At 60.0% G+C, this 13,492-nt stretch carries 9 protein-coding genes and 1 tRNA gene; 8 read left to right on the forward strand and 2 right to left on the reverse strand.

Translation table 11 applies throughout. The annotated features are described in order from the left end of the window. Nucleotides 1-118 precede the first annotated feature (118 nt). The gene (locus QO231_RS12180; RefSeq protein WP_316776489.1) at nucleotides 119-2,074 is read left to right on the forward strand and encodes a 4Fe-4S binding protein; all 1,956 of its coding nucleotides are present in this window, start codon (nucleotides 119-121) and stop codon (nucleotides 2,072-2,074) included. Here QO231_RS12180 and QO231_RS12185 read toward each other — a convergent pair. Next, the gene (locus QO231_RS12185) at nucleotides 2,068-2,796 is read right to left on the reverse strand and encodes a cytochrome c (protein ID WP_316776493.1); all 729 of its coding nucleotides are present in this window, start codon (nucleotides 2,794-2,796) and stop codon (nucleotides 2,068-2,070) included. The genes QO231_RS12180 and QO231_RS12185 overlap by 7 nt on opposite strands. A gap of 65 nt (nucleotides 2,797-2,861) precedes the next feature. Between QO231_RS12185 and QO231_RS12190 the strand changes: the two genes are divergently transcribed. Genes QO231_RS12190 through QO231_RS12205 form a run of 4 tightly spaced genes read left to right on the forward strand, consistent with a single transcriptional unit; the run spans nucleotide 2,862 to nucleotide 5,304 of the window. Then, entirely contained in the window at nucleotides 2,862-3,056 is a 195-nt protein-coding gene (locus QO231_RS12190; protein ID WP_316776495.1) for a DUF6494 family protein, read from the forward strand. Between the two features lie 3 nt (nucleotides 3,057-3,059). Further along, nucleotides 3,060-4,121 carry an iron-sulfur cluster carrier protein ApbC gene (gene apbC / locus QO231_RS12195; RefSeq protein ID WP_316776498.1) on the forward strand — a complete coding sequence of 354 codons (1,062 nt, stop codon included), beginning with the start codon at nucleotides 3,060-3,062 and terminating at the stop codon, nucleotides 4,119-4,121. Beyond that, a complete protein-coding gene (locus QO231_RS12200) occupies nucleotides 4,118-4,828 on the forward strand; it encodes a biotin/lipoate--protein ligase family protein (RefSeq protein ID WP_316776502.1) in 711 nt (236 codons plus the stop codon). The genes apbC and QO231_RS12200 overlap by 4 nt, the downstream gene beginning before the upstream one ends. Then, nucleotides 4,825-5,304: a DUF6505 family protein gene (locus QO231_RS12205; protein WP_316776505.1), complete on the forward strand. Its 480-nt coding sequence runs from the start codon at nucleotides 4,825-4,827 to the stop codon at nucleotides 5,302-5,304. The genes QO231_RS12200 and QO231_RS12205 overlap by 4 nt, the downstream gene beginning before the upstream one ends. Here the strand turns inward: QO231_RS12205 and QO231_RS12210 are convergent. Next, nucleotides 5,301-5,810: a flavin reductase family protein gene (locus tag QO231_RS12210; RefSeq protein WP_316776507.1), complete on the reverse strand. Its 510-nt coding sequence runs from the start codon at nucleotides 5,808-5,810 to the stop codon at nucleotides 5,301-5,303. The genes QO231_RS12205 and QO231_RS12210 overlap by 4 nt on opposite strands. Nucleotides 5,811-6,247: 437 nt before the next feature. On the opposite strand from QO231_RS12210, the gene QO231_RS12215 reads away from it, so the two are divergent. The 3 genes from QO231_RS12215 to QO231_RS12225 all read left to right on the forward strand — a co-directional run bounded on the left by QO231_RS12215 (nucleotide 6,248) and on the right by QO231_RS12225 (nucleotide 13,217). Beyond that, nucleotides 6,248-6,337, forward strand: a tRNA-Ser gene (locus tag QO231_RS12215). A 690-nt stretch (nucleotides 6,338-7,027) separates the two neighbouring features. Then, a complete protein-coding gene (locus tag QO231_RS12220; RefSeq protein ID WP_316776510.1) occupies nucleotides 7,028-7,951 on the forward strand; it encodes an HNH endonuclease in 924 nt (307 codons plus the stop codon). 121 nt (nucleotides 7,952-8,072) lie between these two features. Beyond that, entirely contained in the window at nucleotides 8,073-13,217 is a 5,145-nt protein-coding gene (locus QO231_RS12225; protein WP_316776513.1) for a RecQ family ATP-dependent DNA helicase, read from the forward strand. Nucleotides 13,218-13,492: the final 275 nt, after the last annotated feature.

Consider the following 13,492-nt stretch of genomic DNA (forward strand, 5'->3'; position numbering starts at 1 on the left):
CGGTCCGCGCGATTTCTGTTGGGCCAGATGTAATTGCTTTACCTTGGTGATCTGCTCGGCCTAGGTTCTTGATGCGCGGTTGCCAATGCGCAGCGGTGCAGAACCGGGGAGGGTTGCCATGGCCAAGTCGCTGATCCTGTGTGATTGCATGGGCACGCAGCCCGTTGATCCGGATGCAATATCGGATACTTGTGATGTGACGTGTTCACGGGTCCACACGGCGCTTTGCACGACCCAGATCATGTCCGCGGCCAGGTTGATGGAAGAGGGGGACGCGATCGTCGCCTGCCAACAGGAACATGTTCGCTTCCAGGAACTCGCCGAGGAAATTGGAGTCGACTCGCCTGGATTCGTCGATTTGCGCGACAGGGCGGGCTGGTCAGAGCAGGGTGCGGATGCCGCGCCGAAAATGGCGGCGCTGGTGGCCGAGGCGCTGTTGCCTGCCGCAGCAGTTCGCAGTGTCGACGTTGTCTCGGAAGGCATTTGTTTCATCACGGGGCCGGGTGATGTTGCGCTGCCGCTGGCGGAACAACTGGCCGGTGTGTTGGCAATCACGGTGCTGATTACCGATGAGACCGACCCGCCTGTCGCCCGCAGGTTTGATGCGGTGCGCGGCAGGCTGAAACGCGTGAGCGGTGCGCTTGGCGGGTTTGCGATCTTGATCGATGCGCTGCAGCAGATCGCGCCGGGAGGTCGTGGGGCGTTCGGGTGGGGTGCTCCGCAGGATGGCGCGCGGTCAACCTGCGATCTGGTGATCGATGCAACCGGGGCTGCGCCGATGGTGCCTGCGCCAGAAAAACGCGAAGGGTATCTGCGCGCGGATCCCCGTGATCCACTTGCCGTGCGAAGCGTGGCATTCGAAGCGGTTCAATTGATCGGGACCTTTGAAAAACCGCTGTATATCAGTCTGGATGAGTCCCTCTGCGCGCATTCCCGCGCGGGGCAGGTTGGCTGCTCCAACTGTCTGGATATCTGTCCGACAGGGGCAATCACGCCGGATGGCGATCAGGTGGCAGTTGACCCCATGATCTGCGCGGGCTGCGGCGCCTGTGCGGCGTTGTGCCCATCGACGGCGATCACCTACGAGGATCCTCCTGTCGGGCATATCCTGTCGCGAATCCGCACGCTGGCCGATAGCTATCGCGCGGCGGGAGGAGACGCGCCGCGCCTGTTGGTGCATGATGCGCATGGGGCCGAGATGATCCGGCTGGCCGCGCGGTTTGGCCGTGGGTTGCCCGCCGATGTGATCCCGATGGAACTCGGCCTTGTATCCGGTTTTGGCCATGCAGAAATGCTGGCGACACTGGCGCAGGGGTTTGCCACGGTCAGCGTGCTGACTGGCCCCGCTACCGAGCGGGCCGCCTTGGTGCGAGAGCAGGCGTTGGCCGAGGCCATGACCGGCGCAGGGCGGGTGGCATTGCTGGACGAGGCGGACCCTGACCTGTTGAGCGACGCGCTTTACGCGGCCGAACCGAAGCCGAGCCCTGCATCGCCAATCTTGCCACTTGGCAATCGCCGCCAGATCGCGCGGCTGTCGGTGCAGGCGTTGAATCCGGACGTCGATGCGCCGTTGCCGTTGCCGGACGGGGCACCATATGGCGCGGTTCTCGTTGATACGGATGCCTGTACCTTGTGCCTGTCCTGCGTGTCCCTGTGCCCCTCGGGTGCCTTGATCGACAACCCGGATATGCCGCAGTTGCGCTTTCAGGAGGATGCGTGCCTGCAATGCGGGATTTGCCGCACGATCTGTCCGGAAAACGCGATCACCCTGACCCCGCAAATGGATACCAGCGAGGGTGCGCTTTCGCAGCGGGTGCTGAACGAGGAAGAACCCTTCGCCTGCATCGAATGCGGTGCGCTTTACGGAGTGAAATCCACCGTCGAGCGGATCATGGAGAAACTGGCCGGCAATCACCCGATGTTCGCCAGTTTCGAGCAGGCGCGGGTGATACAGATGTGCGACGATTGCCGGGTGAATGCGCAGTTTCAGAGCAAGGACAATCCGTTTGCGGGTGACGCCAAGCCAAGAGTGCGCACCACCGACGATTACCTGTCAAAGCGGCGGGATCACTGAAGCGCCAGCGGCGCGCCGAGGTCTGCGGCACGGGTCTGGGCAACATGGGAAATGATTGCATCGATATCGTCGACCGTCAGTTCCACCGGCACGATGGGTGGCGGGCGTTCCGGTTCAAAAGGAGGCGTTACGCCGATGATCTGGGTAAAGGCGCCGTGAGGGTTGCGCACGAAGAACTGCTCGAATCGCTCGATCCAGTCGGGCAGGCTGCGCAGGGCCGCGAAGGACGGTGTGGAGCCAAGGCCATTCATCCGGTTTTCGGGGCCAACCACATGGCAGCGACCGCAATGCACAAGCGACAATTCCGCACCGCGTTTCGCGTTGCCAGACACAACCGGGGCATCGGCCGTTTCCACAACCGAAAATCGTGCCGAGAAAGGATGCACCCCGTCACGCTGAAAGCTGTCGATCGTGGCCTTGCCGACCTCGGACAGCAGCCAGTCACGAAACCGCTGCTGGCGCGGGTCGTCTGCAATGCGCAGATGATAGGTGACACTGTCATCATGAAACACCGGCACGCCGGGCGGAGCGGCGGCGAGCGTCATCGGACCGGAAGTATCGGGGGTGACACGAATGGACGTCTTGAGCGAAAAGCGTGGAAGGATATGTTTCAGCAAGCCGCTGTCGACCACCGGCTCCGGCGCCGCGAGGCCAAGGCCATCCTGAGCGACAGCCGGGCTGGAACTCAGCAGCAGAGTGAGGCAAAGAAGCAGCGCACGCATCTTGTCGACCTTACGGGGGCACAAGGCGTGGCGTCAATTGCGGCAAACGATGGGAGACACAGACCATGAGCGACGATTTCAACATGTCGATGCGCAAATTCCTGAAACAGGTTGGCGTAACCAGCCAGCAGGCGATCGAGGACGGTCTGCGCGAAGCAGGGGACACCAAGGGCAAGAGCTATGAGGCCAAGGTGGTTCTGACCATTGACGGACTAGACGTGGAACACGTGGTGAGCGGCACCATCAAAGGGGCCGAGTAAGAGATGGCAACGCGCGAGTCGGTTCTGGCCGAACTGAAACAGATCACCGATCCCGCAAGCGGGCAGGACATCGTGGCCGCCGGGATCGTGAGGGCACTGAACGTCGAGGACGGCGCAGTGCGGTTCGTGCTGGAAGTCGACCCGACGCATGCCAAGGCAATGGAGCCGGTTCGTGCCGAGGCAGAGGCGCGGGTCAAGGCGCTGGAGGGCGTGGGGAACGTCTCGGCCATGATGACCGCGCACAGCCAGAAAGCGCCGCCGGACCTGAAGACCTCCAAGCCGGCGGAACCGAAGGGGCCGCAGAAAGTGCCGGGTGTAGATCGGATCATCGCGATTGCATCAGGCAAGGGTGGCGTTGGGAAATCGACGGTCGCTGCCAATCTCGCCTGCGCGCTCGCAGCCGAGGGCCGGCGTGTTGGCTTGCTTGATGCGGACGTCTACGGACCAAGCCAGCCGCGCATGTTGGGTGTGTCCGGGCGGCCGGCGAGTCCGGATGGCAAGACGATCCTGCCATTGCGCAACCACGGCGTCACGATGATGTCGCTGGGACTGATGACCAACGACGATCAGGCTGTGGTGTGGCGCGGCCCGATGCTGATGGGGGCGTTGCAGCAGATGATGATGCAGGTGCAATGGGGCGCTCTGGATGTGCTGATCGTGGATCTGCCGCCGGGGACGGGGGATGTGCAACTGACCTTGAGCCAGAAATTCGCCGTTGATGGCGCAATCATCGTCAGCACACCACAGGATGTGGCGCTGCTCGATGCACGCAAGGGCATCGATATGTTCAATCAGTTGAAGACGCCGATCCTTGGCATGATCGAAAACATGAGCACGCATATCTGCTCAAACTGCGGGCATGAAGAGCATGTGTTCGGGCATGGTGGCGTCGTCGCCGAGGCCGAAAAGCTGGGAGTGCCGTTGCTGTCAGAGATTCCGTTGCATCTGGATATCCGGCTTGCGGCCGATGGCGGCGCGCCGATTGTCGTGAGCAAACCTGATAGTCCGCAGGCCGACGCGTTTCGTCATGTGGCCCGTAATCTGATCGCCAAGGGGCTTGCATGAGCGATACCCCGCGTTTTCCACCTTTGATGGCTGGCGTGGCGGCAATTGGCGAGAACGATCCGTTTGAAACGGCCTGCGCCATGGCCGTACGTGGATGTGAAGGCGGCACGGTCGTGCACAAGGTGCAGGCCGACCGGTTGCGCGCAGCGATCATTTTTGCGCCCGAGGTCGCGACAGAGAAGGCGATAGCGATGCTGCCTCTGTGTGGCGTCGGGTTCCAGAACGCCGTCGGGGCGCTTGCGCCACCCGAAGTGGCGGTGCATCTGGATTGGAGCGGTGGTATTCGTGTCAATGGCGCACATTGTGGTCGTCTGCGTGTGGCCGCGGCTGACGCAGTCACGGATCAGGTGCCCGACTGGCTGGTCGTGGGGTTGGAGGTGCCGATCCTGCAAACGGAATGCGATCCGGGGACCAATCCGGATGTGACGGCGCTCTATGAGGAAGGCTGTGCCGAGGTCGATCCCGCGCACCTTCTGGAGAGTTGGGCGCGGCATTGTCTGGTCTGGATCAACCGCTGGAGCGACGAGGGCAATGCGCCGGTGCATGCTGCTTGGTCGGGGCTGTTGCAAGGCATCGGCGAGACGGTGACGCGTGCCGGTATTTGCGGCACGTTCCTGGGCGCGGACGAGCGGTTCGGGATGCTGATCCGGAACGGCGAAACGACACACCTGGTGCCAATGAGCAACCTGTTGGGAGAGAGCGAATGAAGCTGGCGCGGGCGATTCATTTCGACGAAAGCGACCGCAACGTGTTTCACAACCCGGCGCGGACCGGGGAATGGTGCATTTCAGGCGGGTTCGAATTCTCCAACTGGACAGAGGCCGATCTGATCGGCAAGGCGCGGCAGGCCTTTGCCAATGGCTGGCTGGGGCTGGAGACCTTTGGCCGGGTCACTTTCGTTGCAGTCACGCAGGTCGAACCGAACGAAGTCGCAGCGCTGACAGCGGCGCTGGCGCAGCATTTCGTGGATCTCTACGGCGCACCTTCGATTGCTGAGGCGAGTGGCGTGGCGCAAAACGAAATCGCCCATATGGCCGACCTGTGCGAAGACCACGATGCCAACACGCTGATCACGGTCGCGCGAGAACTGACCGAGGCAGGCGTGCGCGAAGCCTATCGCACGATCGAGGCGCAAGCGGCGGGGATTGATCAGTTCGCCATTCACGGCTCGCTCGACGACTAACCCTGTTGGTCAAAGCCGGAGAACCCGCCATACTGGCCGGACTTGTGCAAGAGCCCGGTACCGGGGCGACGCATGACGCGCTGGACCAGCCCGACAATGATCGTGTGATCGCCAGCGTCATGAAGCGCTGTTTGACGGCAATCAAACCGAGCGATGCAGCCGCGCAGAATCGGAACGCCGGCGCTATCCGGTTGCCAGCTGGTCGGGGAAAAATCGGTTCCGATGCGCGAGAAATGCAGAGCCAGGTCCATCTGATCCTCGGCAAGAATGTGGATTGAGTAGTCCTGCGCCGAAACAAAGGCCTGATAACGCTTTGAATGTTTCGCGGCACACCAAAGCACCATCGCGGGATCAAGCGAAACCGAGGCAAACGAATTTGCGGTCATCGCAAGGGGCCCTTCGTCGGTCGCGGTGGTGACCACCGTCACACCTGTGCCGAAACACCCAAGCGCCATTCGATAGGCGCGGCTGGTGTCAGGGCCGGGAATGATGGTGATGTCGGACATGAACGCGTGCTCCTGTTGATTTGACAAGTGGGGTGCCATGCCCGCCGGGTTTTGTCCATGCCTCGCGCCTGCTTCTGTCGTCGCGGTTAACGCCCGCATCGGCACTGGACAGGAGGCGCTGGTGAAATCGATCTGTCAAACGAGGAGTCTCCCGACAACCCTTCGCGATCCCCGGTGCACGGCAATCCTGGCGAAACATTGACCGGAGCACCTCTGTTCTGCACGGCGCAATAAAAACTGAACGTCGGCTGACAGAGCCGCGCCGTCTTCATGGGAACAATCGTGCAACCCACTTGACGAGTCCCGCCCGAACGGGGCGGCGACACCAGGCCAATATCCCGGAATTGTAGGAAAGTGCTTCCGGATTTTCCGGGTTGGTTCAACTGGTGTTTTCCAGCTTGCATTGCATCGCGCGATCCGGCACATATCGCCCCCACGGAGAGGTGGCCGAGTGGTCGAAGGCGCACGCCTGGAAAGTGTGTAGGCGGGAGACCGTCTCCAGGGTTCGAATCCCTGTCTCTCCGCCACTTGCCCCTACGCAACTGTTCTCCATATCCTGACCGAGCCAGATTTTCTCGTTGTTTTAGAGGGTTATGCGAGGTGGGCTGAACACTGGCCTATTTACCAAGAGGCCCAAAAACGTTCTCTCGGGCCGATATTCTCTGGACCTGTTGACTGCAACGATTTGGTGATTAGATTGTAACAGATTGATATTTAATATATTTTTACGAAGTTGAGAATTCACTTCGATGCCAGTCTCGTCCGGTCAGATGGACCTGGGATCGAACTAGATCAGGCGTCCAAAGGAGCTTGGTCCAACAGACTTTCTGCGATGCAGTATTCGACACGAACGGCGGAATGCTGCCGATCGCTGCGCATCAGCTAAACGGCCGCTCTGGGTCATTTAGCGACGCCGTCACAGCGCCAACGGCATGGTTGCATGCGGTGGGCCTGCGGCCCGTGCGAGCGGGAGACCGGTAGCGTGCGGCAGTTAGCAAATTTCGCCAACAGTTTCCCATTTTCGCGGCTGATGCCAAAAAATGCGTGGACGGGTATCCAATCCGCATTCGGCTCCTGATTTCATTGGATTTTTTGCATGCCCATTGCATTCTACGTCACGCTATTTCAATGGTTTAGCGGATGCTCTGTAGATCGGTTTGTGGGGTTTACTTCGATTGATCGCTTGCGTTCTGCTCAGGGCCGTATTCTCTGAGAGCATGACAAAGCTGGTGCTGCTCCACAAGGCGGACTCTATTTACGACGACGAACCTGACGTCGTTTATGACTTTCCGCGTGCCTACCTCAAGGCTGTCAAAGAGGCCGTTGGGGACTGGGTTGTTTACTATGAGCCGGTGAAGGCTGGCCCGCGTGGGTATTTCGCGGTTGCGAAGATCGAGAGGGTGATTCCAAAGCCCGGAGTCGAGGGGCGCTATCTCGCCATGATCGAACCGGGCAGCTTCCTGCCGCTCGATACTGAGGTTCCGCGGTTAATCAACGGCAGCCCATTGGAAAAGGCGCTCACAGAGCCAGATGGAACCCCGAAGAAGGGTGGGGCCGTGCAGCTCGCGGTACGGCGTCTCCCAGATGAGGATTTCGTTCGGATCGTCCGGCTGGGGCTTCCTGAAGACCTCGAGAGGCAAGAGGCCACTCGATATGATCCGAAGGGTTCGGAGATTGCCGAGGAGGCGACGATCTTCGAACGTCCGGTTCTGGAACGCCTTACGCGGCGGCCATACCGAGATGTTGCGTTCCGCCGGAAGGTGCGTGAGGCTTACGACTACCGCTGCGCCATGTCCGGGCTGAAGCTCAGAAATGGCGGCGGGCGCCCAGAGGTGCAAGCTGCCCATATCCGCCCTGTCGAACATAACGGCAGCGACTCCGTGAGGAACGGGCTGGCGCTGTCAGGAACACTGCATTGGATGTTCGATCGTGGGCTAATCTCGGTCGCGGATGACAATAAGACGATCCTCGTGTCGCGCAACAAGGTTCCGGCAGATGTAACCGATCGGCTGTTACGTCCGGATGGGAAGATTTGGATGCCCGAAGACAAGAGAAACTGGCCGCACCCTGCAAATCTGGCATGGCATCGGGAGAACATTTTTGGTCAATTGGTTGCCGAAGGTCCCGCTCCTTGGGAATAAGGACTAAAATGCCAGTATGAAAAACATAATTTCCCGCGGCATATCGAAAGCCTTTGGCCGTAGACGACCACAGCAGCCTGAAAAGCCAAAGGCTGATCCGCCGGAAAAAAGCGGTATTCAAATGCCGCGGGACCAATCCAAAATCCTGTCGCGCTGCCTGTCGATTGATCTGGAGGTCGATCCCAAGGAAGCCCGGATATTCGCCTTTGCAGCCGTGCCGGAAGGTGGGGGAGAAGGGATTACTCATCGGAAAGGTGACACGAGGGCCGCGCTTGAAAAACTGGACCTGTTCTGCGCTGGCTTCGCACATGTCATTGGGCACAATATCTTGCGCCACGACTTGCCACATCTGAAGGCGGTGTCGCCGCGCTTTGCAAAGCTTGCGGACGGACCGATCGACACACTGTGGCTCAACCCTTTGGCTTTTCCGCGAAATCCGTATCACCATCTGGTAAAACACTACCACGATGGGCGGCTTCAAAGTGGTCACGTCAACGATCCTGAGCTCGACGCGCGTCTTGTGTTTGAGGTCCTTCGCAACCAGATCGACGCCTTCGTATCGCTGAATACGTCGTCTCCGGAGACGATGATGGCCTATCACTGGCTGTGCTGCCGAGGACCGGGTAGTGACGGGTTTGATCGGCTGTTCAGCGATGTGCGCGGGGCGTCCATCCCGACTGAAACGGAAGCGCATGGAGCTATTCGGGCGCTGCTTAAGGAGGCGGCCTGCGGCGCGCAGGTGGACGCTGTACTCGAACGGCTCCCGGACGCTGGGCTGGGCTGGCCGATGGCATACGCCCTTGCCTGGATTTCGGTCGCTGGTGGGGATTCTGTCATGCCGCCCTGGGTGCGCTTGCAGTTTCGTGACGCAGCACGGCTCGTAAAAGACCTGAGGGATACGAACTGTCGGGATCCGCAGTGTGCCTATTGCGCAGAGCACAACAATCCTGCCCGTGCGCTGGAACGTTGGTTCGGCTTCCCAAGTTTCCGCCCGGAACCGGTCGACAAAGACGGTCGTCCCCTGCAAGAGAAAATCGTGGCGACGGCTATGGACGGCGACCACCTGCTGGGCATCCTGCCGACGGGCACCGGCAAGTCCATCTGCTACCAGATCCCCGCCCTGTCGCGGTATGACAAGACCGGGGCTTTGACGGTCGTTATTTCGCCGCTTGTCGCGCTGATGGCGGATCAGGTTCAGGGCTTGGTGCGGTCCGGAATTTCGTCGGCTGTCACAGTCAACGGACTGTTATCATTACCCGAACGTCAGGACGCGCTTGATAAGGTGCGGCTTGGGGATGCAGCGATCCTGCTAATTTCACCGGAACAATTGCGCAGCACGACGGTCCGGTCCGTTCTGGCGCAGCGCGAGGTGGGGTTATGGGTTCTGGACGAGGCGCACTGCGTGTCCAAATGGGGCCACGATTTTCGGCCAGACTATCGCTACGTATCGCGGTTTATCAAGGAAAGCTCGGGGGACGAACCGGCTCCGGTACTTTGCTTGACCGCAACGGCAAAGCCGGATGTTGTGCAGGACATCCGCAGTCATTTTAAAGACCGGTTGGGCGCTGAGCTAACGCTGATAGACGGCGGTGCATCGCGGTCGAACCTGAGCTTTCAGGTGTTGCCAACGCAGCGGGCAACCAAGATGGCGGATATCCTTGACACGATCGAGTCCCACCTCCCACGCGAGGGCGTGTCCGGGGCGGTCGTCTATTGTGCGACCCGAAGCGCAACCGAACGTGTGGCGGAGTTCCTGAAACAACAGGGCATCGCCGCAGAGCGGTATCACGCTGGCCTTAGCGCCGATGACAAACGTGAGATCCAGGAGGATTTTCGCGTGGGAAATCTGCGCGTCATCGCGGCGACCAATGCCTTTGGAATGGGTGTCGACAAGCCAGACGTCCGTCTGGTGATCCACGGGGATGTGCCGGGATCGCTGGAAAACTACCTGCAAGAGGCGGGGCGCGCCGGACGGGATCGCGACCCTGCAAACTGCGTTCTTCTGTTCAATACAGAAGACGTCGATCGCCAGTTCAACCTCAGCGCGCGGTCTCGGCTTGCGCAGCATGAAATCTGCGCGATCTTAAAGGCGCTTCGGCGGCTCAACGACCGGACCGGAAAGGACGGCGAAATCGTCGTCACCTCCGGTGAGATCGTGCATGAGGAGAAAGACCGCGATTTCCAGCGCGACAGCAATACCGACGACACGCGAGTCAAGACGGCCGTTGCCTGGCTGGAGGAGTCGCACCTTCTGAACCGCGAGGAAAACCGGGTGCAGGTTTTTCCAGCGTCCTTGCGGATAAAGAGCATGAGGGAGGTCCGCGAGACCCTTGCATCCGCTGACATTACCGAACGCCGGCGCAAGGACCTGGCCGCCATCGTGCAGCATATTATCAACGCGCCGCAAGAAGAGGGAATTACGACCGACGAGCTTTGCGGGGTCAGTGGCCTGACGGTGTCGGTGCTGCGCAAGGCCTTGGCAGATCTCGAAGCCTTAGGGATTGCTAGGGATGATACAAACATCACCATCTTCGTGCATGTGCGCATTGAGAATGCCTCGCCGAAACGGTTTGAAGCAGCGTCCCGGTTGGAAGCAGACTTGATTTCGACCCTGCGAGAATGGGCACCCGATGTGGGGATTGGCGAGGCTTGGCCCTGCCATCTGGCCTCGGTGGCGCAGGCCCTGCGAGAACTGGGGCACGCCTCGGTGCGGCCGGATATTGTCGAGGGGTTGCTCCGCGGGATTGCACAAGATGGCCGCGACATGGACGGAGGCAAAGGCAATATCGGCCTGCGCAAAGTGTCCAAAGGCAGTCTTGTGGTCCGGATGCAGCGATCGTGGACGGTCATCGAGCAGACCGCTCAGCTTCGCAGGCAGGCCGCAGAGCAGTTGATGTCGCATCTGGTCGACAAGGTTCAGGCGGGCTTAAAGGGGAAAGATATCCCCGTCGAGACCACGCTTGGCGACCTTCTTGGTGCGATCAACAGCGACGCGCTGCTTAAGGCGTCAGTCAATGATCCTTCAAAACTGATGGACCGGGCGCTTTTGTGGTTGCACGAACAGCAGGTGGTGACTTTGGGCAAGGGATTGTCGGTGTTCCGCTCGGCCATGACGCTGCACATCAATCCCAAGGGTGGCGGCTTCACCACCCAGCATTTCGCCCCGCTCGAAGATCATTACAGCGAACAGACCGTCCAGACCCATGTGATGGCGGCCTATGCGACCAAGGGCATTGACGATATCGGCCAGTCCCAGCGGCTTTCCTATGACTATTTCAAGATGGAGCAATCCGACTTTATGAAAGCTTGGATGCCCGGGCGTATGTCGGAGTTCAGACGGCAGGCGACGCCGCAATCCTATGCCGAAATCGTCGACAATCTGGGCAATGCGATACAGGCGCAGATTGTGCGTGATGATCGCGAACGAACCAATGTGCTTGTTCTTGCGGGGCCGGGCTCGGGCAAGACACGCGTTTTGGTCCATCGTGTGGCCTATCTGGTTCGGATCAAGCGCGAAGATCCAAACGGTATTCTTGTGCTCGCCTACAATCGTCACGCCGCCGCCGAGATCAGGGAACGCTTGCGTCGTCTGATCGGCGAAGATGCGCGCTTCGTGACAGTTTTGACAATCCATGCCTTGGCCATGCGGTTGGTTGGCGCGAGTTTCGTAGGATGGTCAAAGGCCGATGAGCCCGACTTCAAGACGCTTCTGACGGATGCGGCACGTCTCTTGCGCGGCGACGGGCTGGACAAAGTCGAGGCCGAAGCCTTGCGAGAGACATTGATCCAGGGGTTTCGCTGGATACTCGTGGACGAATATCAGGACGTAGGGCCAGAGGAATACGCCCTGATCGCTGCGGTGGCCGGTCGCAGCATTGACGATCCCGATCAACGAATCAGCCTGTTCGCTGTCGGCGATGACGACCAAAATATCTATGCGTTTGCGGGCGCATCGGTGCGTCACATTCGGCAATTCGAAGAGGATTATTCAGCCAAGCCGGTCTTTCTAACCGACAATTATCGCTCGTCGAAGCACATTGTCAGCGCCGCGAACGCCGTAATCGAAGGCTCCCGTGAACGCATGAAAACGGGGCATGGGATCAACGTCGACCAATCGCGGCAAAGAGACCCGGCCGGGGGTGTCATGGAAGAACTTGACCCGGTAGCGCGGGGACGGGTCCAAATCCTTGGCTGTCCCGCTGGAAATGACGCGCAGGCCCTTGCGGCGGTCAACGAGATGATCCGCCTGTCAAAGCTGGTCCCTGACTGGAGTTGGAAAGGGGCTGCCATCATTTCTCGGGATTGGCGCAAGCTTTTGCCGGTCCGCGACTTTGCCGAGGCGCAGGGAATTCCCGTCGAAATGGCGAACGAGAACCTGCCGAGTGTCTGGCGCACCCGCGAAATGCAAAGGTTCATCGGTGGCCTGCGCGAGAAAGACGGGACCATGGTCGGCTTAGGCGAGATGATCGAAACCCTTAACGCGATACCTTCAAGCCGTTGGACCGACCGAATTGGCGAAGGACTTGGGCAACTTGCGCGTGACACTGACCGCAAAGCGCTTCCGATCCCTGACGTGATCGAATGGTTTGCCGAATGGTCTAAGGATTCTTGGGGAGAGCAGCGCGGACTCAAATTGTTGACAGCGCATCGGGCCAAGGGCCTCGAATTTGACGATGTCGTGATCATGGATGGCGGCTGGGAACGGCCCTCACGCAAGGAAGATCAGGACGCGCCGAGGCGATTGTTCTATGTCGCCATGACACGTGCGCGGCGCAACTTGATCGTCATGAGCAACGACAATCACGAATACCTTCCCAACCTGTCGCCTTCCGTGGTCACGCGGCACGTGGTGCCCGACTTGGCGACAGTCCCCGGCCCACGCCGGTTCTTTCAATCGCCCGAGATGAAGATGGTCGATCTGTCATTCGCTGGACGCCAAGGTGATCGGCACGCTGTTCATAACGCGATCGCCGAAGCAAAGGTCGGCGCGCCAGTCAGGCTCTCTAGGGTCAGGGATCTCTGGCAAATCGAGGATGTTCGAGGGCGGGCCCTCGGGAGGATGTCACACGCATTCGCGCCACCGATTGGAACGAAATTTGTCTCCGGCGAGATCGCAGCCTTCATACAATGGCGTAAAGAGGATGCCGATGAGCGTTTTCATCACTTGCTGAAACGCGCCAATTGGGAAGTCGTTGTGCCCGAACTGGTCTTCGAAGAGGTCAGGGAGACTGAAAGACTGTTCAGAAAGGAAGAAAGCGGCAAGTAGAGCGGTCAAGCGGTCGTTCGCTACACTCGCCATACAGGACAGCTTAGGGCCGGGCGCGTCGCCGGGTTGGCATCCGAGGCTTACAGTCATGCCGCAGCACCGCATGGCGGCTCAGATGCAGGTTTCTCGGACGCCATGAGCGACGTTTGGGTAGCGCGTGGCGTTGCCTGGCGTCGGAGAAGCGCTCAGGCGGGAAATCGCGGGGTTGGTCTTGGTGGGCCGTTTGTTGCTATGGGGATTTGGGCTGTGGGCTTGGCATGGGGCTGATCTGGCGG

This window comes from Sedimentitalea todarodis (assembly GCF_032595355.1).
GTDB classification, from domain to species: Bacteria; Pseudomonadota; Alphaproteobacteria; order Rhodobacterales; family Rhodobacteraceae; genus Sedimentitalea; species Sedimentitalea todarodis.

Bases quoted from the DNA above. Each gene is read 5' to 3' on its own strand.
- QO231_RS12200 (WP_316776502.1), top strand. From the start codon at position 4,118: ATGAGCGATACCCCGCGTTTTCCACCTTTGATGGCTGGCGTGGCGGCA.
- QO231_RS12205 (WP_316776505.1), top strand. From the start codon at position 4,825: ATGAAGCTGGCGCGGGCGATTCATTTCGACGAAAGCGACCGCAACGTG.
- QO231_RS12220 (WP_316776510.1), top strand. From the start codon at position 7,028: ATGACAAAGCTGGTGCTGCTCCACAAGGCGGACTCTATTTACGACGAC.
- QO231_RS12185 (WP_316776493.1), bottom strand. From the start codon at position 2,796: ATGCGTGCGCTGCTTCTTTGCCTCACTCTGCTGCTGAGTTCCAGCCCG.
- QO231_RS12190 (WP_316776495.1), top strand. From the start codon at position 2,862: ATGAGCGACGATTTCAACATGTCGATGCGCAAATTCCTGAAACAGGTT.
- QO231_RS12210 (WP_316776507.1), bottom strand. From the start codon at position 5,810: ATGTCCGACATCACCATCATTCCCGGCCCTGACACCAGCCGCGCCTAT.
- QO231_RS12180 (WP_316776489.1), top strand. From the start codon at position 119: ATGGCCAAGTCGCTGATCCTGTGTGATTGCATGGGCACGCAGCCCGTT.
- apbC (WP_316776498.1), top strand. From the start codon at position 3,060: ATGGCAACGCGCGAGTCGGTTCTGGCCGAACTGAAACAGATCACCGAT.
- QO231_RS12225 (WP_316776513.1), top strand. From the start codon at position 8,073: ATGCCGCGGGACCAATCCAAAATCCTGTCGCGCTGCCTGTCGATTGAT.